We start from the raw sequence: 19,970 nt of genomic DNA, 5'->3' as shown, positions 1-19,970 counted from the left end.
CGCAAGACCGAAGGAAGAAATAGCCCATGACGTTTCTCTTCAACTCAGATGCCCGCCGCGGCCATATCTTTCAGGAAGCCTTCGCCCGGGAGCTGCCGGACATTCCCTTCTCCATGGATCCGGCGTCGGTCGATCCCGAGGCGGTGCGCTATCTCATAACCTGGACGGTTCCTGACGATCTGCCGCGCTACCGCAATCTCGAAGTGCTGTTCTCCATCGGCGCAGGTATCGATCAATTCAATACGACGCATATCCCCGATCACGTAAAAGTCGTCCGGATGGTCGAAGACGGCATCACTCGCATGATGCAGGAATATGTGACGCTTGGAGTCCTGGCGCTTCACCGCAATCTTCCCGCCTACCTCGGCCAGCAGCGCAACCAGGTCTGGAATGCCTTGCCGCAGGTCCAGGCCGCCGACCGCCGCATCGGCGTGCTGGGGCTCGGAAACCTTGGCCAGGCCGTGCTGGAAAGGCTGAAGCCGTTCGGCTTCGCGCTTTCCGGCTGGAGCCGCAATGAACGTGAACTGGAAGGCGTCACCTGTTTTGCCGGCGCGGCAGGCCTTCATGCCATGCTTTCCGCGACAGATATCCTGATCTGCCTGCTGCCGCTGACCGACGAGACCCGCGGCTTCCTCAATTCCGGTCTCTTCGAGCAATTGCCGCAGGGTGCTGGTCTCGTGCATGTCGGCCGCGGACCGCAACTCGTTGCCGAAGACTTGCTGTCCGCGCTCGATGACGGCCGGCTTGCCGGCGCCGTGATCGACGTGACCGATCCAGAACCGCTGCCCGCCGGGCACCCGTTCTGGAAGCACGAGCGCATTTTGCTCACGCCACATGTCGCAAGCGTCACTCAGCCCCATGGCGCCGCGCGCACCGTCATCGACAACATCAAAAGGATCCGGGCAGGACTGGATCCGCTCGGTCTTGTCGACCGCCGCCGCGGCTACTGACCTCAACCTCGAAAGGAAACCGATGTCCCTCCTCAAGACGATTGATCCAAATCCCTCCTTCGCGCCGCGCGAAAACGTTCCCGCTCCGGACCGGCTGATCTCCGGCGATCCGAAGCTCAAGACCTGGGCGCAGGATGTTGCCCGTAACGAAACGGTGCACACCGGCGTCTGGGAGGCCACACCCGGCGTAACCCGTTCGATCAAGGGCGAAACCTTCGAATTCTGCCACATTCTCTCCGGCGTCATCGAACTGACCCCGGAAGGCGGCGAGCCCGTCGTCTACAAGGCAGGCGACAGTTTCGTCATGAAGCCGGGCTTTGTCGGCATCTGGAAGACGATCGAAACGGTCCGCAAGATCTACGTGACCGTCACGCCTTGAGCCCCACCGCCACGGCGCGGGCTTCCAAGGCCCGCGCCGCATCCGGATCCGACCGAAGAATACGCTGTAGGACCGCCTCAAAACGGGTTTTTCCGCCGCAACGGTCGGCGCGATCGGATCAAGCTACTTCGCCGATCCGATAGCATCTCCGTAAAGTGACCGGAGGCACACATGGACCTGAGCTTCGATCCCGACAGTCTTTCTCTTCCCGTCGGACATTTCATCGGCGACCATTTCACCGCTGCAAACGGCGTCATCCCGATGCACCGCCCCTCCGACGGGAAGGCCTATGCCGAATGCCCGATCGCAGATGCCGATCTTGTCGACAAGGCGGTGCAGACCGCAAAGGCGGCGCTGAGGGAAAGCAATTGGGGCGGTGTTCGGCCGCGCGAACGCCTGTACGTGCTTCACCGCTGGGCTGACCTTATTGAACGGGAAGCCGAAACGCTGGCCAGGCTGGAGGCCGTCGCGTCGACGCGCCCCGTGGGCCAGCTCGTCGAAGGCGATGTTGCGGTTTCGGCAGAGCAGATCCGCTTCTTCGCCGAATTCGCCGACAAGGAAGGCAGCGATCTCGTGCCGACCGACGACGGCAATCTCGGCATGATCATGACGGAGCCCTATGGCGTCATCGGAGCCATCACGCCCTGGAACTTCCCGATCAACATGGCCGCCTGGAAGCTTGGCCCGGCGCTGGCCGCCGGAAACGCCGTCGTCTTGAAGCCATCCGAGATGACGCCGTTCTCGACCATCTACCTCGCTCAGCTCGCGGTACGTGCCGGTCTGCCGGCCGGTTTGATCAACGTGGTGCTGGGTGACGGCATGACGACGGGCAACGCGATCACCGGCCATCCCGAAGTCGCCAAGATCAGCTTCACGGGTTCGACCCGGGCCGGATCGGCGATCATGGAGAATATCGCCCGCACCGGCATAAAGCCGATGACGCTCGAACTCGGCGGCAAAAGCCCCCAGATCGTCTTCGCCGATGCGGACCTCGACAAGGCTGCGGCTGCGGTCACGGCGAGCATCCTGGGTAATGCGGGCCAAGCCTGTGTGGCCGGATCACGACTGATCGTCGAGAAAAAAATCGCAGGCCAGCTGATCGATTCCATCAAGAGCCGGATGACAGGCATCATCCCCGGCCCGACCTGGGACGCGGCAAGCCGGTATTCTCCCATCATCTCGGAGAAGCAGAGGCAGCGTATCGATGCGATCGTCTCCACGACCGTCGCGGCCGGCGGAGACTGCCTTGCCGGTGGCGCATGCATGGACGCACCAGGCTATTTCTATGCCCCGACACTGGTGGCCGGCGTCGATCAGAATTCTCCGGCCATCGTCGAGGAGATCTTCGGCCCGGTGCTGACGCTCCAGACATTCGAGGACGAAGAGGAAGCCCTGCAGCTCGCCGACCATCCGAGCTACGGACTGGCTGCGGGTCTCTTCACCCGTGATCTCTCCCGCGCCATCCGGCTGACCCGCCGCTTGCAGGCCGGAACGGTCTGGGTGAACCGCTATAGCCGTTCGCATGACCACATTCTGCCGACCGGCGGCTACAAGCAATCCGGTATCGGCAAGGATCTCGGCCGCGAGGCGTTCCAGGCCAACCGCAAGAGCAAGAGCGTCTTGATCAGTCTTTGAGGACAATGAACATGAAACCGTACAAGATCGCATTGATCCCCGGTGACGGCATCGGACGCGACATGACCGCTGCCGCCTGGTCGGTTCTGCAAAAAGCGGCCGGCGCTTTCGGCTTCACGCTCGACGGCATCGAATTCCCGTGGTGCTGCGCCTTCTACAAAGAGACCGGCGCCATGATGCCCGCCGATGGTATCGAGACGCTTCGCGGCTTCGATGCCATCCTGCTGGGAGCTGTCGGCTGGCCGGCCGAAGTGCCGGACGCGGTATCCCTGCATGGCCTGCTGCTGCCGATTCGAAAGAACTTCGTGCAATATGCTAATATTCGCCCACACCGCCTGTTGCCGGGCGTTCACGGGCCACTCAAGGCATCTGCTTTCGACATCCTCTGCATCCGCGAAAACACCGAGGGCGAATATTCCGGCGCCGGTGGCCGCATTCATCAGGGCACCGACGACGAGGTCGCGGTCGAGACGTCGATCTTCACCCGCAAAGGCGTCGAACGCATCCTGCGTTTCGCCTTCGAGCAGGCAAGAATCCGTCGGGGCAAGCTTGCTTCGGTCACGAAGTCCAATGCCCAGAAGCATTCGATGGTCTTCTGGGACGAGATCACCCGGCAGCTCGCACGAGATTATCCGGATGTCGAGGTGACCAGCTATCACATCGATGCCATGGCTGCCCGTATGGTGATGGCGCCGGAAACGCTCGACGTGGTCGTCGCGTCCAACCTGTTCGGCGACATCCTCACGGATCTCGGTGCGGCAATCCAGGGCGGTCTCGGTTTTGCGGCCTCGGCGAATATCAACCCTGAGCGGGACGCTCCGTCGATGTTCGAACCCGTGCACGGGTCTGCACCCGATATCGCCCATCTGGGCATCGCCAATCCGATCGCGACCGTGTGGTCCGGCGCCATGATTCTCGAACATCTGGGCGAGCGGAATGCGGCAAATGCCGTCATGGCCGCAATCGAAGCAACGACGGCGAGCGGCGTCGGCACGATTCCGGGCAAGGACCGGACCGACGCGATCACGACCGCACTGCTCACCGCAATCTGACGTCTCATCGAGGACCTGAACATGCAGAACCTGAAAATGCCATCTCTCTTCCGCCAGCAGGCGCTGATCGGTGGCGATTGGCGACAGGCCCGCTCGGGCAAGACCGTTGCGGTTGCCGACCCGGCAACGCAGGCCGTCATCGGAACCGTGCCGGACATGGGCGGCGATGAGACGCGGGCAGCGATCGAGGCCGCCGAAGCAGCCTATGTCCCCTGGAAGAAGCGCACGCATGCCGAACGCGCCGCACTGCTGGAGGCCTGGCATGATCTGATGCTCGAGCATATCGAGGATCTGGCGCTCATCCTGACGATCGAACAGGGCAAACCGCTCGACGAAGCCCGCGGCGAAATCCGCTACGGTGCGTCCTTCGTCAAATGGTTCGCGGAAGAAGCGCGGCGCATCGGCGGCCAGACCATTCCCTCACCGATGCCCGACCGCCGCATCCTCGTGCTGAAGGAGCCAGTCGGGGTGTGTGGCATCATTACCCCCTGGAACTTTCCGAATGCGATGATCACGCGCAAGCTTGCGCCCGCGCTTGCGGCCGGCTGCACGGTCGTCGTGAAACCGTCTGAATTCACCCCTTACTCGGCGCTGGCGCTCGGCGTACTTGCCGAGATGGCCGGTATCCCTGCAGGCGTCGTCAATATCGTCACCGGCATGCCGGCCGAGATCGGCGGCGAGATCCTTGCAAACCCGACGGTGCGCAAGATTTCCTTTACCGGCTCCACGCCCGTCGGCTCGTTGCTGATGCGCGGAGCGGCGGACAGCATCAAGCGGCTTTCCCTCGAACTCGGCGGCAATGCTCCCTTCATCGTCTTCGACGACGCGGATCTCGACCTCGCCGTGGAGGGAGCGATCATCTCCAAGTTCCGCAATGGCGGTCAGACCTGCGTCTGCGCCAACCGCATCCTGGTCCAGGACGGCGTCTATGAGGCTTTCGCCAAGAAGCTCGCCGCGCGCGTGGACGCCATGAAGGTCGGGCCGGGTACCGAAGCCGGCGTCGCGATCGGCCCGATGATCAACGAAGCGGCGATCGCCAAGATCAACCGCCACGTCGAAGACGCGCTCTCGAAGGGCGCAACCATCGTGACGGCCAGGAGGAATCTGCCGGCCGGCCCACAGTATACGGCACCGATTGTCCTGACCGGAGCCACCACCGCCATGCAGCTTGCGGCCGAGGAGACATTTGGGCCGGTCGCACCGCTCTTCCGTTTCGAAACGGAGGACGAGGCCATCGCCATTGCCAACGGCACACCCTACGGGCTTGCGGCCTACTTCTATACCGAGAGCCTGAAGCGCGCATGGCGGGTCGGCGAGGCCCTGGAATTCGGAATGGTAGGGCTCAACACCGGCTTGATCTCCACGGAGGTCGCGCCCTTCGGCCGGTCTGGCGTAACCACCCTGAGCGGTTCGCCATTTTCGCCCATCACCGCCATTTTCTTCGGCCCGAACCCCTCCTCCGTCAGAGGCCTCAGCGTCGTCATCAGATGAATGTGCGGGTTGCCGTCCTTGTCGTGATAGACCCAGTCCGCAACCATCCCCTTGGAGGTGAAATTCTCACGGACGAATTCGCGAACCAGGGCAATGTTTTCGGCCCGCGTCAGTTCCTCCGGCAGTGCGATAATCAGTTCGCGCGCGAGCTGCGCATCGGCCCGGGTCTCGAAAGCATCGACGGCATTCCAGAGCGCCTCGCTGGCGCCGGCGACGGAGCGTCCGTCGATTGTCGTCCGCAGCCACGTCGGTATCTGGTCCGGCAGTGCCAGTTCTTCATGCACCAGCTCTGAGACGCCGCCTCTATAGCTGAAGGACGTTCCGGCCTGTTCGTCCATCATCCGGGCGCGATGACGGTAGGCGGCGGCCGAGACGATGCTGCGCCCCGCACCCCTGGTGATCACCTGCGCTCTGACGAACATGATCGCCATCGACGTCTCCGCACCTCTTCCGAGCACGTCGCGCAAGCGACGTATATTGCGCCCTCAAATCGATCGGACCGAAGGGCCGATGCCGCCTTTCCCGGAAGACGACCAACGGTGGGATTTCGGGAGCGCTGTTTTCAAGTGACCGTAAAATAGCCTATTTTACTATCTTATTCTAGTTAGTATAATCGATTGTGTTCGATCGATCAGATACGGGAAGGAACCGCATATGGCAGCAAAATCATCGATCTCAGATCTCGACATGCAGATCGAGAAGCTTCGTGAACGTAGAAGACTTTTGATAGTTAAATCCGCAGAACGTTTTGCCCGCGGTGCCGTGAAATCGGGGCTGGCGGAAATGGAGATCGCTGACGAAGACCTCGAGCGGATCTTCGACGAGATCGCCGCTCGATTTCGCAAAGGGGAAGACAAAGGGGCTGGCGGCACACCTGCTCAAGCGCGTCGACCGCCAGATGCTGGCGCTGGAGCGTCGACGGAGGCTTCACATGACGGCTGACCGCAAGCGCGAGGCGCGGGAAAAGTTTCTGCTCGGCGGAATCGTCGTCAAAGCTGGCCTGTCGAAAGCCGACCGGGCGTTTCTGCTCGGTGGTCTGCTCGAATTGGCGAGAGTGACAGCAGGTTCGCCCGAACATCGGCGGCTGCGAGATATCGGCGAAGAAGCGTTCAAAGCTCCTTCATCGGATGTGCTTGTGTCGCGCATCGAAGAGAAGGCGGAATGGCGCTGAAGGGCAGATTGCATCTGAGCCTTTTGCTGGTTCTCGTGCCAATCGGGGTGACACTGATCACCATCTACGTCGCAGGTTGGCGATGGCAGGGACTGGCCGTCGGCTTGTCAGGAAAAACGGGATATTGGTTCCTGCGGGCGGCACCCGTGCCGGTGCTTCTGTTCGGACCGCTCGCCGGGCTTCTGACCGTCTGGGCCTTGCCGCTGCACCGTCGAAGGCCGGTCGCCATGGTAAGCCTTCTGTGTTTCCTCTGCGTCGTCGGCTTCTACGCGTTGCGGGAATATGGCCGCCTCGCTCCGTCCGTGACGCGAGGGGTCGTCACGTGGGACCATGCCCTCTCCTATCTGGACATGGTTGTCGTGATTGCCACCCTCATCGGATTTATGGCAGTGGCGGTCACTGCCCGTATCTCGGTGGTCGTGCCCGAACCGGTCAAGCGCGCCAGACGCGGAGCCTTCGGTGACGCCAACTGGCTGCCCTTGTCGACCGCTGCGAAATTGTTCCCGCCGGACGGAGAGATCGTCATCGGCGAACGTTATCGCGTCGACAAGGAAATCGTTCACGCGCTGCCGTTCGACCCGAACGATCGCAGCACCTGGGGGCAAGGCGGCAAGGCCCCTCTGCTCACCTATAAGCAGGATTTCGATTCCACCCATATGCTCTTCTTCGCCGGATCGGGCGGATACAAGACGACCAGCAACGTCGTGCCGACGGCACTGCGCTATACCGGGCCGCTGATCTGCCTCGATCCTTCGACCGAGGTCGCGCCGATGGTGGTGGAGCATCGCACGCGCACGCTCGGACGCGAGGTCATGGTGCTCGATCCGAAGAACCCTTTCATGGGCTTCGACGTCCTCGACGGTATCGAAACGTCAAGGCAAAAGGAGGAAGACATCGTCGGCATCGCGCATATGCTGCTGTCGGAGAGCCTGCGCTTCGAATCCTCCACCGGCTCCTACTTCCAGAACCAGGCGCACAATCTCCTGACTGGCCTCTTGGCGCATGTTATGCTGTCGCCGGAATATGCCGGGCGGCGGAACCTGCGCAGCCTGCGACAGATCGTGTCCGAGCCTGAACCATCGGTGCTCGCAATGTTGCGCGACATCCAGGAAAATTCGCAATCGGCCTTTATCCGGGAAACACTTGGTGTCTTTACCAACATGACCGAGCAGACATTCTCCGGCGTCTATTCGACCGCATCCAAGGACACGCAGTGGCTCTCACTGGAGAGCTATGCCGCGCTTGTCTGCGGCAAGGCTTTCAAATCGAGCGATATCGCCAGCGGCGAGAAGGACGTGTTCCTGAATATCCCGGCGTCCATCCTGCGGTCTTACCCGGGCATCGGCCGCGTCATCATCGGCTCGCTGATCAACGCCATGGTGCAGGCCGATGGCGCCTTCAAGCGCCGAGCGCTCTTCCTGTTGGATGAAGTCGACCTGCTCGGTTACATGCGGGTGCTGGAAGAAGCCCGCGACCGCGGCCGGAAGTACGGCATCACCATGATGATGATGTATCAATCGGTCGGACAACTGGAGCGGCATTTTGGGAAAGATGGTGCGACGTCGTGGATCGATGGCTGCGCCTTCGCCTCCTATGCGGCAATCAAGGCGCTCGACACGGCGCGCAACGTTTCGGCGCAGTGCGGGGAAATGACGGTCGAGGTTCAGGGCCGTTCTCGCAATATCGGTTGGAACGACAGAAATGGCGGGACGCGCAAATCCGAAAGCGTCAATTTTCAGCGGCGGCCTTTGATCATGCCACACGAGATCACGCAATCGATGCGCAAGGACGAGCAGATCATCATCGTGCAGGGTCACAGTCCGATCCGCTGCGGCCGCGCGATCTACTTCCGCCGCACGGAGATGGATAAAGCGGCAAAGGCAAATCGTTTCGTGCGACTCTGAGCAACCACGCTGTCTGCGGTGATTCATCGCCGTTGGATGCTGGCAAAGAGTACCAGATCACCGTCCGGCCGCGGGCATTCTCACGCCGACGGCGACCGGCCGCTCCTTGCGCCCTTCCGTCTCTCCGCGCCCGGCCTCTCGCGCCCACAGGTAAGGGTAGCGTATGACGCTTGCGGTCTGGATCAGGTCGTAGCTCACTGGCCTACCTCGTCCTCGCCGGCATAGGTCTCGACGGCATTCTCGAACTGCGCGAAGAGTTCGTCCGACATCGTCTCGATTGTGCCGGTGGACCGGCGGTCGGATTGTTTCATCAGCCGCTGGTAGTCCTCGATGTTGAGGAGCACGAGGCGTGGCTTGTTGCGCTGGGTGATCGTCACCGGATGGCGAAGCGCCTCGGCGATGATGTCGCCGGACTTCCGGGACAGGTCGCTCGTCGAATAGGATCCACGGGATCGGGACATGCTCATCTCCAATGAAATGTGTGCTGTAAAATACAGCACTTTCAATATTGCTGCAATCTCTGCAACTGATGTTTGCCGGACCGCTGCGATTTTGGAACATCCATAACGCTTGCGATAGCGTTCAAAAGAGAGCCAGCCCTCGCCGCCTCTCCACGTCTAAGACTGCTTAAGTGCAACGGCTAATCCGAATCCCGGCGATGCAAGCTGCCTCAGACCGCGCGGGCCGCACGGACGGGGATTCCGGTTTCCCGTGTGATATCCTTTATGACTTGCGCCAGCGATCCGAGCTCGTCTTCCCTTAACGCGACCAGTCGCGGATAGTCGATATCGACGCCGCTATCGTCCGCACTTACAGCGTTGATCCAGTCGCCGCCGTTGATGTGGTATTCATGCGTGTCGAAATCAATTTCGAGGTCATCCAACAAGCAGATGGTGAAGCCTCCGAAAATCTCGGTTTCGCCCTCCAACTGATAGACGGCGCATTCGTCATCGCCGGCGAGAACGCTTCGTTCCAAGTCCATGATGACCTGGATGCGAGCGATTGCCGCCTCAAGCCCTTCAATCAGGCGATCATGAAGCGCTTGCGAGAAGTCGCTGGCGCAGCCGAAGCGGTTTGCGAGGACGACGAGCCGGAAGCCGGCAAGCTTGGTGTAGAGCATGAGGTCATGATCGGTTGTCATAGTGTGATCTCCTTCATCTTTGACGGAGATCGGCCACTCTGTTGCAAAGAGGGGTCAAGGACCGCGGAACGCGGCTTGCAAGCGGGGGAACCGATTTTTCCAGAGCGGGAGTGCAACGCAGCGGCGGAAAAATTGGGGGAGACCGCGCCGTCCTTGACGCCGGATTTGCTGGAGTACAATAGGACGTCAGAGAGAGAAGAGACCCGCGGACCCGAAGGGGACGCGACCGTTTCCGGCGCGAGCCGGCGGGGAGTGTCGGGGGTGAAGTCCCTGACAGCCGGCAGGCCGGTCGATCCGGCCGGTCGGCTCACGGATGCGGCAAAACCTCCCTCAGAAGGGAGGCTCGGCGTCAATCACGCCCTCCTGTTCGGCCAAGATCACGGCCAGCTCAGCGCGCGCCAGCTCCAGCTCGATTTCGATCTCGCGGCGTTTGGCCGGCTCGACCGTTTCGCGCAATTCGGCCAGAAGCTCTTCAACGTGTTGTTCCAGCAGCATCGTCATCTCCTTGACGTTTGTGAAAGACGACGACTGCGGTCATGGGGCGTGGCGGGGTCAAGGATCGCGAAGCGACCGCCAGCGGCGGCGAGTGGGGGTGCCGATTTTGTCGGAGCACAGGGAACCGGAGCGGAGGCAAAATTGGGGGCACCGCTCGTCCTTGAGGCCGGCATGGGACCATGGCATCCTCGGACGGACTGAGCAGACATTTCCTCTCCGTATGGCACCCTAAAGATGAGACGCAGTCGTCCTCCGGCCACAACGGTTCATCGAGGTCTGCGGTGGAGCGTCATCATTCACAGAGGGGGGGAATCGTTCAGGGCCTGAGCACATTGGCATTTTGCCCGCCACCAACCGCGACGTCATTCGGGACACGGCTCCGATTCACCGCGACAGTCTTGTGCGTCCTGCCCCGTCCCGTCGACGCCTTTTCGACGCTGCGCACTTCGGAGCGTGCGCTCCGATCGCCTCCGGCTGACCCGTCTCCATCAGAGCAGGCAAGCCTCTCATCAGGCGTGACGTCGCTGCTTGCTCCAAATCCACCAGTTCCTGTCGCCCGAACGGCCGGCGACCGCCTCTTCAGGCACCGCCTCCGCGACGCCCGATTGGCCTCTGACGTCGCCACGAGGCGGAGTCATCCCCGCGTCGTTATCGGGTGCGATCGATACGGCCGGCATGGGCTGCGAGGATCGGTCGCAATGCCTGGCGAATGTCTTCGAGGAAACGCGGGCCGAACCGCCCGCGCGGAGATTGACCGGCATCGAAGTACCAGGACCGCTCCGCGATGTCGTAATTATATTCACTGACGGTGATCCAGCCGCGCTTGAAGACCGCGAGGCCGGCTCGACGCAGTTCGAGATCGGGAATTTCCAACGCGGTCTGGTCGGAGCGCGGCGGCGTGCCGGAGATGGGCAGGATGACCAGATGGGTAATGTTCTGGCGAGGATCGGGCACAGTCAGCGCGAGGCAGACAGGCCGATCCTTTTCGCCATGCTCGCGTCCCTCATCAGCCTGCCAGCGCCAGAGATAGGGATAGCTGACGATGGTTCCATTCGGAAAGCGTCAGTCGTCATGATCCCCCGCCTTGTATTCCACCGACTGCCGGTCGAGTTCGCCGAGCAGTAGCGCGGCTAGTTCGGTCGGCGTCTCGCCGGCGGCATAGACACGGCGCGGATCGTCGTTGCCCTTCAGGCGCTCGAAAAGCTCGCTCGAGAGGACGACCAGCGATTGCCTGCCGTGTTTAGTCAGGGTAATCGGTGCGCGCCGGGCTTCGTCGTGATAACGTCCGAAATGACGGATGAATTCCGCTGTACTGACGATTTTGGTATCCATCACAGACTCCTTCACAGGTTTTCTGCATTATACAGAAAATGCAGAAAACCACAATCAACGCCTCCAGCAGTGCCTGTCGAGTTTCCGGCAGCAGGTTTCGCTACGTTGCGCCGCCGCCGCAGTTCGTGGCGACTTTCCCGTCGATAAATCCCGGAGCTTCTCATCCATCAGCGGCGTGAATCAGTCCGCAATAATCGATTCAAAACTCTCGTTGGACGTAAGCCGGCCGCCAGACGATCTTACGGACATGGCCCTTTACCCTTTCCAGCTCTATTGCCAGCGCACCGACCAGGCCAGGAACATGGCACGTTATTATGCGCTCTCACTTCAACCGACGCTCTTCGGAGAAACGGCGGTCGTACGCGCCTGGGGCAGGATCGGCAAGCGCGGCGGAGAAAAGAGCGAGGTGTTTGCGACCGAGCGCGAAGCCGTATCGCATTTCCTGCGGCTGGCGCGCAAAAAGCGTCGGAGAGGCTATAAACCGGTCGGAACCTGTGGAAATGCGCCGACCCGGCCTACTGCCGGGTCATCTCAGTAGTGACAGCGCCCGCACTTGATGAAAGGGTTTTCGCCTTTTCATCAAGGAGTAATCATGACCACGACCAACGAAATCGCAGACAAAATCGCGGCGGACCATCAGCTCACCAAGGCCCAGGGCAAGGCAATCGTCGAGGCAGTATTTGCCTCGATCACGTCTGCCGCAACCTCGGGCGCGGAAACCTCCATTCCCGGCTTTGGCAAGTTCAAGGTAAAGGACACGCCAACACGCCAGGCGCGGAACCCGGCGACCGGCGCGACGATCACGGTAGCAGCCGCGAAAAAACTGACCTTCACGCCGGCGAAGGCACTGAAGGATGCGCTGAACAAATAATCCTGGTCCCGATCGGGCTCAGTGCCGCTGCCGGTCCTGCAAGAGGGCCGGCAGAATTGTGCGCCGATCGGTGTGCACTCTGGTGCAGCGCGTAGCGGGCGACCGCAACCGATGAAGGCTGCGGGATCGGTGGCACGGTTGCTGAGTCTGGGGGTCATGTAGCCGCTCATGAGAAGTCCTGATCGGCTGCGGCTCTAGGGATGCCGGCCCCGATTGATCGAGGCCGGCGGACGTGCTCAGGCCGGATTGTTCCAGAGGATGACCTTGCGGTTCGGCTCCCCGCCGGGAGCGGGTGCGAGATTGCCGAAGATAACGCCGATCTCGGGTGCCTCCAGCTTGACGGAGAGATATTCTTCGCCGGTCTGGCGGGCGATGCGGTTCCAGCCTGCGCCGATCTCGAAGCCGGTCTTGCGGTTGATGATGCGATAGTCGGGGGCTTCCTCGCTTGCCTTATGGGCGTTAGGGATGATGGCGATTTGGGCATTGACCCGGATGGTCGCGAAGACGCCTTCGAAGCTGCCGTCGGTCTTCTGCGTCAGGGTTGCGATGGTGGTGGCCATGTGACTTTCTCCTTCGGTTGCTCGGGACCATTCCCGATGGCGCCCGATGAAGGGGCCGAGCCGCAGGCGTCACCTGAGCGCAAGCGCAGGGGAACCCCTCGCGGGTTGACGCTGATGGCGGCCGGTCCCTTAGAAAGGCGACACAGGAAAAGGGAATGGCTCTGATGCAAGCGGTGGAGATAGTCACATCCATGGCCAGCCGATGCGGCCGCGGGGCAAGAAGGAGCAGCACCTACTTCGCGCCGTGCATCCAAATTACGACCCTCTCCCGTAATGGACGACTGACAAGTCACGCGTATCCAACGCCCAGCTTTCAGCCGCGCACTAGGAGAAGTCGCTCGGTCAGGCCCGGCGCATTGATTGGCCCATTCATATTGAAACGCAGCGCGTCACCTGTCTTATGATTGGCGACAGATGAGCCCTTCAGTTTCGCCGCGTTCATGTTGCCAAGCCCACAGATATGGATAAACGATGACCGCACCTGAACGGAACTCATGACTCATCGTCATAGCCCTCGCCGCGGGTCAGCCGCTCAATGGCATCACTGAATAGAGCGGCATGTGCTTCGGGCATTTCCGAGCTGCGGTAAGCGCGGCGAGGATCGGCGCCAGTGCGCATCCGTTCGTAGTGCTCGTAGCTCATGAGCACGAAACGCGGTTTGTTGTGCCGGGTGAGGATTACCGGTTCGCGGCTGGCAGCGTCCGTAACGTCGCCCACCTGCTTGTTGAGATCAGCTGTCGTGAACTGCCGCATGGCTATACTCCTGATCGTCGATCATAATATCCATGTTTTCCATCTTTTCAAGAAAAGGCTTTGCTGAGGCCGCATCCATTGAAACCGTCTCGCACGCGGTGGACCGGCCGGGCGCGGGCGTTCCTCCGGGTCGATCACAGGCCAAACCATCCCAGCCCCGCTCTCGCCATACTGCTTTATTTGGAATAGTATAACTAGCGCTTGAGCATATCCGCGACCACAGTCGGTTCTGCTTGGGCCGGATTCCCGACTTAGCCAGAGAGGCCCCCAAATGCGGCAGTTCGCGATAGGCGATCAGATATTCGATGAAAACATTCCGGATCTCCAATCGATCCTGCAGCAGGCTTATGAGCGCAAGCTCCGGCCGCAATGCAGATGTCGTGAGCCGGCGGTACCGATGTACATAGCGCGGCTGGATGGCCAATATCTGATCAAGCGGATGCCGCTTTCCGGACGAAAGCACGATGCCGGATGCCCATCATATGAACCGCCTTACGAGCTGTCCGGGCTCGGTCCGTTAATCGGCACTGCGATCCAGATCGATGAGGCGTCCGGCTCCTCTGACCTTAAGCTCGACTTTTCGCTTTCGAAGCGTGGCAGCCGTACAGGCGCCGCAGCGCCGTCGGAGCCGCCCACGACCTTGCGCAACGAGACGAGGAGACTCTCGCTACGAGCAGTGCTGCACTATCTCTGGGATGTAGGGGAGCTGACGGAATGGACGTCGCTTTGGGCCGGCAAACGCGGCTGGGGAAGGGTTCGCAGCAGCCTGATGAATGCCGCGCGGCAGATGACAGTCCGCGGCGAGCCGCTAAGTGACATCTTGTTCGTGCCGGAGGTGTTTCATCAGGACGAAAAGGAGAAGATAGCAGCACGGCGCGCCGCGGCATTGACGAGAGCGCAGCCATCCGGCCCCGGGCCTCGGAAACTCATGATGATCGTGGCGGAGGTAAAGGAGTTCGCGGCTGCGCGCGACGGACAGAAAATCATGGTTCGTCACCTTCCCTTTCCCTTCATGCTCGCCGAGGCAACGTGGAAACGGCTGAACGCCAGACACGAAACCGAGCTCGCGCTATGGCGATCGAGCGAAGAACTCCACTTGATCCTGATCGCGACATTCGGGATTTCGGGTGCTGGCATTGCCTCCATCGAAGAGCTTGCGATGATGGCGGTCAACGAAAACTGGATCCCCTTCGAGGATGTTCACGAGCAGCGCATTCTGGAAAGAATGTCCGGCTTGAGACGCAAGAGCGTAAAAGGCCTGCGCTTCAATCTCTCGCGCGAGCAGCCGATCGTTTCGGTGAGCTTGCCGGAACAGCGGCCGGCGCCCGTCGCCATGTTTGTCGTGCCGCCGGCGTCCGATGAAAGATACGAGGCCGCCTTGGCGGAGATGATCCAATCGCGCCCGGAAATGATTCCCTGGATCTGGCGCGTCGCCGAGGGAGACATGCCGGAACTGCCCTGACGAACCTGACTGCATCTGACGTCGGACTGACTCAGCACCAACTTGTTGAAACGGACATCGCGCGAGGACGACAGGATGATCTTCTGAACTGCCGCGACGGCCGGCCGAGAACCTCGCTCTCGACCTCCAACCGTGACGGAAATCGCATCCTCCCTCTCACTCTCTTCCTCCGAGCGCGCACGTTGGGCGTGAGCAACATCATGCCGCTCTCCTGTCGAACGCGCGAGAGCCTGCGCTATGGCCGCAAGCGTCAGCGGGTATGACTTCCACTCATCAGCGTGTCGACGCCAAACCAGCCCCAATAGACGCGGTGGCGAAGGATCTTGCCGTCGGCGATCTCCATCACTTCGGTGAAATCCATCTGGTCTCCATCCGGCGTCGCCCGTGGATACTCCCACATCATGGTGCGGCCATCGAAGAAAACGTCGTGGCGGAATGTCCTGCGCTCGGCCGGCTGGTGGGCAAAAACGAGCGGGAGAAAGCGGCGAAGCGCGTCGCGGCCTTCGAGCACGCCCCGCTCGGTACGCAGCAGATAGGCGACCAGGGGGCTCTCGAGCACGGCGTCCTCGGCATAGAGCCGCGCCAATCCCTCAACATCATGCGCTTCGAGCGCGGCGTTCCAGGCATGGTGAATTCTTTCTGCTTCAGCCTGAAGCGCAGGATCGGTGTTCTGCTTTCGAAACGAGACCATGGGAATCTCCTGATTGGTCGGAACCAACCCTAAAACGCAATGCTGCGCGGTCAGTTCCGCTTCTTTGGTTCAGCGATTTCGGTTCGACGGCGTGCTGTCGTTATTCCCGCAACCAATTTGCGAGATGGCCGCACGTCTTAGTCCGCAGCGGAGCTCCTGAAGCGTCGCGGAGGTTTAGACGCCACGATGACGTTTCCGGTAGCAACCTTCCGAATCTTCAGCTCATGCTCCCGCTCGGAACCGAGCTGCGTAACATGCGCGGTAGCAAGACAGGTGGGCCAGTCGTATGCGCTGACAAGATTGCGCACGATTCGCGGGCTCGAACGGCGTGGGGTTACCGCAATCTCAGCGTTTGAGACCGCCAGCGTCGGTTCCGTCAGCGGCCCGATAGTAGATCTCCGTCACCCGAAACCGTCCATCGACACGCTTGCATTGGACGACAATGTCGATTGCGATTTTCAGCATCTCGCGGATATCACGTCGCTCAAGATCCCTGCCGCCGTCCGATTCCTTCACCAGCAGCGTCAGCTGTTCGAATGCGAGGCGCGCAGAATCGGCGTGAACGGTTGTTATCGAACCAGGGTGGCCGGAGTTTACGTTACGGATGTAGTAGAATGCGCTCCCGTCGCGCAGCTCCTGCAGCAGGATTCGGTCCGGACGCATCCGCAGGCAGGATTCAAGCAGGTCTTTGGCGCCAATTCTCGCCTTGCCCTGACCGCCCTTGGAATAGAACAGCCGAACATGATTCGAGTGCGGGATGACCAGCTCAGCCGTATCTTCGATGGAGATGATACGCTCGCTCGACGGAATATGACGGATCAACGCCTTTGAGAGGGTTGTCTTGCCGGACCCGGTCGCGCCGGAGATGATGATGTTCTTGCGCGCATGCACCGCTTCCCGAAGAAAGGATTGGTAAGCTCCACGTCGATAGAATTCCAGGAGCGTCCGGTCTGCAGGAGAGGATGCGGCCTCCGTTTTTGCCACTTCTGCAAACAGCCCCCCTTGATCAAGATCGTCCAGGCTCAGCGATACCGATGACGGTTTTCTGATCGTGACGCTGACGGTTCCCTTTGTCGTTGCGGGCGGGATCACGATCTGGATCCGCTCATCATCGGGCAAGCTCGCCGAGAGGATTGGTCGCGTCTCGTCGATCGATTGACCGGAATAACTCGCAACGGCTCTGGCAAGACGCATCAGTTTCTCGAACGACAGCTCTGGCAGTTCGTAAGCCTGCCATCCCTTTGTACCTTCCGTGAGAACCTGCCCAGGTCGATTGACAATGACCTCATAGAGTGTCTTGTCGCGAAGGAAGGGCGAGAAAGGCGTCAGTAGCTCACGCACGACGCCCGAGTCGGCATCATCTGCCATCCACGGACCTATTTCGTGACGCGCGTTGAAGCTGGACCGAAGTTCCCGAGCACGGCTCGGTCGTAGATACGATTGCGAGGTTCCCTCAGGCGAAGCCGATAGACGCTGGAGAAATCGAGATCACGCGCCACGAAGATCGAAACAAGCTCGCCCTGATGTTTCATAAGCGTCGGCGGAATGTTGATCGACTGTTCGACGGCGATGGCCGCGGCCTGTTGACCGGCGCTCGTCGTGCTCTGGGCCTCGACATCGCTATCCTGAAGTCTGCTGTTGGCGTAGGAGGTCGCGTCGCCGACGATCGACAAGAGGATCGCGCTCCCGAAGCGCTCCCACCAATGGGTATCGACGTAGCCGTCCACACCGGCGCGCCCGAGAGCATCGGTTGCCGGTGACGCGAGCGTGATGATCACGCCCGTCGGCGTCTTGGCTCGGTTCCAGAGGACAAACAGGCGTTTCTGACCACGGCGAAGACCGCCGCGATATTCTCCGACGACCTGCGTGCCCTTCTCCATCAGCACCACACGGCCATTGTCCGACAGGACGTCCCGGTTGATGATGCAGCTCGTGAAACCGGGCTGATCGGAAGAGAGCGCCGTTTCCAGGACACAGGGGATGGAAGTTCCCATCGCAATGATGAAATCGCGATTGCCGAGTGTGCCCGCGCGTGATCCCTGCAATTGCGTCGGCGTCAGCATGCGATTGAAGCGCTGGTCCTCGTCTTCTCCCTGCGCGCCAAGGCTGCCTACACCGTTGCCAAGCGGGAGATAGTTCGATGTGGCGTCAACGGTTGCTTCTTCCTCCTGCCGAGACGTAGCCGGTGACTTCTCGCCGCCATAGGCCATCACGGGTGCGCGCCGCGCCGCATCGAGCAGCTTGTCGTCTTCGGTGGACTCCTGCTCCGTCACGACAGGCGTCGGAAGCTGGACGTCCGCCGGGGTCGTTACCGGCGGCGCGGGTTCTTTCGCCGGCTCAAAATCCGTTGTCTGACGGATCACGACGCGTTCCGGCTGGGCACCCTCCGTCGCCTCGTTCTGGCCATGCATCGACCACAGTGCAAAGGCGACGAAGGCGACAATGGCGAAAGCAACCGCGCCGCGCTTCAGGATCGGATTGGTGTCGAGCCGACGGCCAGTCGATGTCTCGGCGCGTTCGCCAGGGATCTGGGTGATCGGTTCCTCGCTCATGAGATGTCCTATTGGGCTGCGGGTTGCGGCCTGACGACGCGCTCGACCGACGGCGACGTCGTATTGGTCCCGGGATTGATGCCGACGCGATCGTAGGCTTCGTTGAACACGCAGAGGACATCGCCTCCCCTGCGCAGAATGAACTTGCGGCTGATTGCGTGGACGAGCACGAGATTGCCGTCGGCGGATTTCGGCACCAGGCTTTCGGTGCCGTCAGAATTTTCCATGTAGATCGCCGGCATTTCCTGGTTGCCGACAAAGGCGAAGGTGGTGACCTTGCCATTGTCGTAGACGGCCTGCGGTTCGAGTGCGGCGGAGCCTTGCGCGGAGTAGCGCCAGTTCCGCGGTCCATAGGCTTGGTGAAGAGCAAGCACCCGATCCGCCTCGCCGGCCTGGGCGGCCAGGGCGCGTGCGGCCGCCTCCTGCCGCCGGCGTTCCGCCTCATCGGCCGGATAGCGATATTTCACGTAAAAGTAGGTGTTCTGCCCGGCCTCAACGGTTCCATCACGGACGGTCAACTCCATCTGATAACTGCGGGTCGAACCGTCCCGCCGCGTCGTCACGACCGAGATATTCGTAAGCGGCTGGTTTTCCCGCGGCTTCAGGAACAGGATATTGCCGGCGGGTGCCACTTCCCACGCCACACTATTGCCGAGCGCCACGTGAGCGATTTCCTCGTCGGCCGCAAACTCGATCTGCACCGACGATCTGAGCGTCCCTACGATCCTGGTGATGTCATAGGGCTGATAATCGACGAAACGGATGCGGCTGTCCTGGGGCGCGCTGCGTGGGGTCTCGAGAGCGAGCGCCGAGGCAGATAGATTGGCGGCCACCATAAGAGCAAGCAGGAAACCCCGTCTCAATTGATGGCCTCCGGATCGGCACGATATTCGCTGACGACGAAGCCCAGGGGGTTGACCAGCCGATCGGTCGAGGACATCGGAGCGTTTGCATAGGAGAAGGTGAGTGTTGCCACCCAGTGCGTCGTCCGTACGTCGTCACCGCGTGTAACGGTTCGCATGTAGCGGACGGACGCTACGTTGGCGTTGATCAGCGAGATGGAAACGATGTCGACGCGGGACGTGGCGCCACGACCGTAGATATTCTGCGGCGAATCGGGATTACTGCCGCGATAGATGGCAGCGAAACGCGACTGCTCCGGCTGCGTCGACAGCAATGCGACCGTCTGAAAATTCTCCTCGGCCTCGCTCCAGACATAGCCTTCGCGGGCGCGCACATATTTAGCGGCAAAGTATTTGGTGACGGCCTCGTCATAGGTGCCGGCCGTCGACGTCAATGCCGAGACGACATCGACGATGCCGGTCGAATTGTCGACCCGCACGACGAACGGCTCGACCGTCTTCAGTGGCGTGAGACCGGCGATGGCAAAGACCGAAGCCGCGGCAAGCACACCGGCCGCAATCGCGATGAACCATGCAATGCGCGCGGAGCGCTCCACCTGGATGAGACGGTCCTGATCGAACCGGCGCGCCTTCTCGAAGTAACTCTTGAGGTGATCCGAGCCGACCAC

At 61.1% G+C, this 19,970-nt stretch carries 25 protein-coding genes and 1 pseudogene; 11 read left to right on the top strand and 15 right to left on the bottom strand.

Annotated features, from left to right (window positions below; translation table 11 throughout):
- Positions 1–26 precede the first annotated feature (26 nt).
- The 5 genes from AAE029_RS07440 (at position 27) to AAE029_RS07420 (ending at position 5,507) form a co-directional block, all read left to right on the top strand.
- Positions 27–950, top strand: a complete 924-nt coding sequence (locus AAE029_RS07440) for a 2-hydroxyacid dehydrogenase (protein WP_371072189.1) — start codon at positions 27–29, stop codon at positions 948–950.
- Between the two features lie 22 nt (positions 951–972).
- On the top strand, positions 973–1,329 hold the full coding sequence (locus tag AAE029_RS07435) for a cupin domain-containing protein (RefSeq protein ID WP_371072188.1): 357 nt from the start codon (positions 973–975) through the stop codon (positions 1,327–1,329).
- Positions 1,330–1,500: 171 nt separating this feature from the next.
- On the top strand, positions 1,501–2,964 hold the full coding sequence (locus AAE029_RS07430) for an aldehyde dehydrogenase (protein ID WP_371072187.1): 1,464 nt from the start codon (positions 1,501–1,503) through the stop codon (positions 2,962–2,964).
- A gap of 11 nt (positions 2,965–2,975) precedes the next feature.
- Complete coding sequence (locus AAE029_RS07425; RefSeq protein ID WP_371072186.1) at positions 2,976–4,016, top strand: tartrate dehydrogenase; 1,041 nt, start codon at positions 2,976–2,978, stop codon at positions 4,014–4,016.
- Between the two features lie 21 nt (positions 4,017–4,037).
- Entirely contained in the window at positions 4,038–5,507 is a 1,470-nt protein-coding gene (locus AAE029_RS07420) for an NAD-dependent succinate-semialdehyde dehydrogenase (protein WP_371072185.1), read from the top strand.
- Here AAE029_RS07420 and AAE029_RS07415 read toward each other — a convergent pair.
- Positions 5,390–5,938, bottom strand: a pseudogene (locus tag AAE029_RS07415) (MobA/MobL family protein); the annotation flags it as partial. The gene AAE029_RS07420 and the pseudogene AAE029_RS07415 sit on opposite strands and share 118 nt — an antisense overlap.
- Before the next feature lie 223 nt (positions 5,939–6,161).
- On the opposite strand from AAE029_RS07415, the gene AAE029_RS07410 reads away from it, so the two are divergent.
- From AAE029_RS07410 to traG, 3 genes are read left to right on the top strand one after another with little or no spacing between them, the layout of a single operon-like run.
- On the top strand, positions 6,162–6,449 hold the full coding sequence (locus AAE029_RS07410; RefSeq protein ID WP_371072184.1) for a TraC family protein: 288 nt from the start codon (positions 6,162–6,164) through the stop codon (positions 6,447–6,449).
- Positions 6,439–6,678, top strand: a complete 240-nt coding sequence (locus AAE029_RS07405; protein WP_371072183.1) for a conjugal transfer protein TraD — start codon at positions 6,439–6,441, stop codon at positions 6,676–6,678. The genes AAE029_RS07410 and AAE029_RS07405 overlap by 11 nt, the downstream gene beginning before the upstream one ends.
- On the top strand, positions 6,669–8,582 hold the full coding sequence (gene traG / locus AAE029_RS07400) for a Ti-type conjugative transfer system protein TraG (protein ID WP_371072182.1): 1,914 nt from the start codon (positions 6,669–6,671) through the stop codon (positions 8,580–8,582). Before AAE029_RS07405 ends, traG begins: the two co-directional genes overlap by 10 nt.
- 57 nt (positions 8,583–8,639) lie before the next feature.
- On the opposite strand, the gene AAE029_RS07395 is transcribed toward traG, so the two are convergent.
- The 7 genes from AAE029_RS07395 to AAE029_RS07365 all read right to left on the bottom strand — a co-directional run bounded on the left by AAE029_RS07395 (position 8,640) and on the right by AAE029_RS07365 (position 11,550).
- Complete coding sequence (locus tag AAE029_RS07395; RefSeq protein WP_371072507.1) at positions 8,640–8,780, bottom strand: hypothetical protein; 141 nt, start codon at positions 8,778–8,780, stop codon at positions 8,640–8,642.
- Entirely contained in the window at positions 8,777–9,043 is a 267-nt protein-coding gene (locus tag AAE029_RS07390) for a type II toxin-antitoxin system prevent-host-death family antitoxin (protein WP_371072181.1), read from the bottom strand. Before AAE029_RS07390 ends, AAE029_RS07395 begins: the two co-directional genes overlap by 4 nt.
- Before the next feature lie 209 nt (positions 9,044–9,252).
- The gene (locus AAE029_RS07385) at positions 9,253–9,723 is read right to left on the bottom strand and encodes a hypothetical protein (RefSeq protein WP_371072180.1); all 471 of its coding nucleotides are present in this window, start codon (positions 9,721–9,723) and stop codon (positions 9,253–9,255) included.
- Positions 9,724–10,053: 330 nt separating this feature from the next.
- Positions 10,054–10,218: a hypothetical protein gene (locus AAE029_RS07380; protein ID WP_371072179.1), complete on the bottom strand. Its 165-nt coding sequence runs from the start codon at positions 10,216–10,218 to the stop codon at positions 10,054–10,056.
- A gap of 509 nt (positions 10,219–10,727) precedes the next feature.
- A complete protein-coding gene (locus AAE029_RS07375) occupies positions 10,728–10,856 on the bottom strand; it encodes a hypothetical protein (protein ID WP_371072178.1) in 129 nt (42 codons plus the stop codon).
- Between the two features lie 10 nt (positions 10,857–10,866).
- The gene (locus AAE029_RS07370) at positions 10,867–11,172 is read right to left on the bottom strand and encodes a hypothetical protein (protein WP_371072177.1); all 306 of its coding nucleotides are present in this window, start codon (positions 11,170–11,172) and stop codon (positions 10,867–10,869) included.
- Between the two features lie 108 nt (positions 11,173–11,280).
- Positions 11,281–11,550, bottom strand: a complete 270-nt coding sequence (locus AAE029_RS07365) for a type II toxin-antitoxin system prevent-host-death family antitoxin (RefSeq protein WP_371072176.1) — start codon at positions 11,548–11,550, stop codon at positions 11,281–11,283.
- Positions 11,551–11,797: 247 nt separating this feature from the next.
- Between AAE029_RS07365 and AAE029_RS07360 the strand changes: the two genes are divergently transcribed.
- Positions 11,798–12,088, top strand: a complete 291-nt coding sequence (locus AAE029_RS07360) for a WGR domain-containing protein (RefSeq protein WP_371072175.1) — start codon at positions 11,798–11,800, stop codon at positions 12,086–12,088.
- A gap of 54 nt (positions 12,089–12,142) precedes the next feature.
- A complete protein-coding gene (locus AAE029_RS07355; protein WP_371072174.1) occupies positions 12,143–12,421 on the top strand; it encodes an HU family DNA-binding protein in 279 nt (92 codons plus the stop codon).
- Positions 12,422–12,657: 236 nt separating this feature from the next.
- Here AAE029_RS07355 and AAE029_RS07350 read toward each other — a convergent pair whose 3' ends face one another.
- Both AAE029_RS07350 and AAE029_RS07345 read right to left on the bottom strand, forming a co-directional pair.
- The gene (locus tag AAE029_RS07350) at positions 12,658–12,981 is read right to left on the bottom strand and encodes a DUF736 domain-containing protein (protein ID WP_371072173.1); all 324 of its coding nucleotides are present in this window, start codon (positions 12,979–12,981) and stop codon (positions 12,658–12,660) included.
- A gap of 492 nt (positions 12,982–13,473) precedes the next feature.
- Positions 13,474–13,734: a type II toxin-antitoxin system Phd/YefM family antitoxin gene (locus AAE029_RS07345; RefSeq protein WP_371072172.1), complete on the bottom strand. Its 261-nt coding sequence runs from the start codon at positions 13,732–13,734 to the stop codon at positions 13,474–13,476.
- A 271-nt stretch (positions 13,735–14,005) separates the two neighbouring features.
- On the opposite strand from AAE029_RS07345, the gene AAE029_RS07340 reads away from it, so the two are divergent.
- The gene (locus tag AAE029_RS07340) at positions 14,006–15,196 is read left to right on the top strand and encodes a DUF1173 domain-containing protein (protein ID WP_371072171.1); all 1,191 of its coding nucleotides are present in this window, start codon (positions 14,006–14,008) and stop codon (positions 15,194–15,196) included.
- A gap of 250 nt (positions 15,197–15,446) precedes the next feature.
- On the opposite strand, the gene AAE029_RS07335 is transcribed toward AAE029_RS07340, so the two are convergent.
- The 5 genes from AAE029_RS07335 to AAE029_RS07315 all read right to left on the bottom strand — a co-directional run bounded on the left by AAE029_RS07335 (position 15,447) and on the right by AAE029_RS07315 (position 19,970).
- Positions 15,447–15,887: a nuclear transport factor 2 family protein gene (locus tag AAE029_RS07335; protein ID WP_371072170.1), complete on the bottom strand. Its 441-nt coding sequence runs from the start codon at positions 15,885–15,887 to the stop codon at positions 15,447–15,449.
- A gap of 345 nt (positions 15,888–16,232) precedes the next feature.
- Complete coding sequence (virB11, locus tag AAE029_RS07330) at positions 16,233–17,255, bottom strand: P-type DNA transfer ATPase VirB11 (RefSeq protein ID WP_371072169.1); 1,023 nt, start codon at positions 17,253–17,255, stop codon at positions 16,233–16,235.
- Positions 17,256–17,263: 8 nt separating this feature from the next.
- Complete coding sequence (gene virB10 / locus AAE029_RS07325) at positions 17,264–18,439, bottom strand: type IV secretion system protein VirB10 (RefSeq protein ID WP_371072168.1); 1,176 nt, start codon at positions 18,437–18,439, stop codon at positions 17,264–17,266.
- Positions 18,440–18,447: 8 nt separating this feature from the next.
- Positions 18,448–19,302, bottom strand: coding sequence for a P-type conjugative transfer protein VirB9 (virB9, locus tag AAE029_RS07320; RefSeq protein WP_371072167.1), 855 nt, complete (start codon positions 19,300–19,302; stop codon positions 18,448–18,450).
- Positions 19,299–19,970 carry a virB8 family protein gene (locus tag AAE029_RS07315; protein WP_371072494.1) on the bottom strand — a complete coding sequence of 224 codons (672 nt, stop codon included), beginning with the start codon at positions 19,968–19,970 and terminating at the stop codon, positions 19,299–19,301. Before AAE029_RS07315 ends, virB9 begins: the two co-directional genes overlap by 4 nt.

The organism is Sinorhizobium sp. CB7 (assembly GCF_041357635.1).
Taxonomy (GTDB): domain Bacteria; phylum Pseudomonadota; class Alphaproteobacteria; order Rhizobiales; family Rhizobiaceae; genus Rhizobium.
The sequence above is the reverse complement of the archived record's forward strand: the minus strand, read 5'-3'. Positions and strand labels throughout refer to the sequence as shown.

Coding starts and splice junctions, on each gene's coding strand:
- AAE029_RS07440 (WP_371072189.1), top strand. CDS start 27: ATGACGTTTCTCTTCAACTCAGATGCCCGCCGCGGCCATATCTTTCAG.
- AAE029_RS07435 (WP_371072188.1), top strand. CDS start 973: ATGTCCCTCCTCAAGACGATTGATCCAAATCCCTCCTTCGCGCCGCGC.
- AAE029_RS07430 (WP_371072187.1), top strand. CDS start 1,501: ATGGACCTGAGCTTCGATCCCGACAGTCTTTCTCTTCCCGTCGGACAT.
- AAE029_RS07425 (WP_371072186.1), top strand. CDS start 2,976: ATGAAACCGTACAAGATCGCATTGATCCCCGGTGACGGCATCGGACGC.
- AAE029_RS07420 (WP_371072185.1), top strand. CDS start 4,038: ATGCAGAACCTGAAAATGCCATCTCTCTTCCGCCAGCAGGCGCTGATC.
- AAE029_RS07410 (WP_371072184.1), top strand. CDS start 6,162: ATGGCAGCAAAATCATCGATCTCAGATCTCGACATGCAGATCGAGAAG.
- AAE029_RS07405 (WP_371072183.1), top strand. CDS start 6,439: ATGACGGCTGACCGCAAGCGCGAGGCGCGGGAAAAGTTTCTGCTCGGC.
- traG (WP_371072182.1), top strand. CDS start 6,669: ATGGCGCTGAAGGGCAGATTGCATCTGAGCCTTTTGCTGGTTCTCGTG.
- AAE029_RS07390 (WP_371072181.1), bottom strand. CDS start 9,043: ATGTCCCGATCCCGTGGATCCTATTCGACGAGCGACCTGTCCCGGAAG.
- AAE029_RS07385 (WP_371072180.1), bottom strand. CDS start 9,723: ATGACAACCGATCATGACCTCATGCTCTACACCAAGCTTGCCGGCTTC.
- AAE029_RS07380 (WP_371072179.1), bottom strand. CDS start 10,218: ATGCTGCTGGAACAACACGTTGAAGAGCTTCTGGCCGAATTGCGCGAA.
- AAE029_RS07375 (WP_371072178.1), bottom strand. CDS start 10,856: ATGACTCCGCCTCGTGGCGACGTCAGAGGCCAATCGGGCGTCGCGGAG.
- AAE029_RS07365 (WP_371072176.1), bottom strand. CDS start 11,550: ATGGATACCAAAATCGTCAGTACAGCGGAATTCATCCGTCATTTCGGA.
- AAE029_RS07360 (WP_371072175.1), top strand. CDS start 11,798: ATGGCCCTTTACCCTTTCCAGCTCTATTGCCAGCGCACCGACCAGGCC.
- AAE029_RS07355 (WP_371072174.1), top strand. CDS start 12,143: ATGACCACGACCAACGAAATCGCAGACAAAATCGCGGCGGACCATCAG.
- AAE029_RS07350 (WP_371072173.1), bottom strand. CDS start 12,981: ATGGCCACCACCATCGCAACCCTGACGCAGAAGACCGACGGCAGCTTC.
- AAE029_RS07345 (WP_371072172.1), bottom strand. CDS start 13,734: ATGCGGCAGTTCACGACAGCTGATCTCAACAAGCAGGTGGGCGACGTT.
- AAE029_RS07340 (WP_371072171.1), top strand. CDS start 14,006: ATGCGGCAGTTCGCGATAGGCGATCAGATATTCGATGAAAACATTCCG.
- AAE029_RS07335 (WP_371072170.1), bottom strand. CDS start 15,887: ATGGTCTCGTTTCGAAAGCAGAACACCGATCCTGCGCTTCAGGCTGAA.
- virB11 (WP_371072169.1), bottom strand. CDS start 17,255: ATGGCAGATGATGCCGACTCGGGCGTCGTGCGTGAGCTACTGACGCCT.
- virB10 (WP_371072168.1), bottom strand. CDS start 18,439: ATGAGCGAGGAACCGATCACCCAGATCCCTGGCGAACGCGCCGAGACA.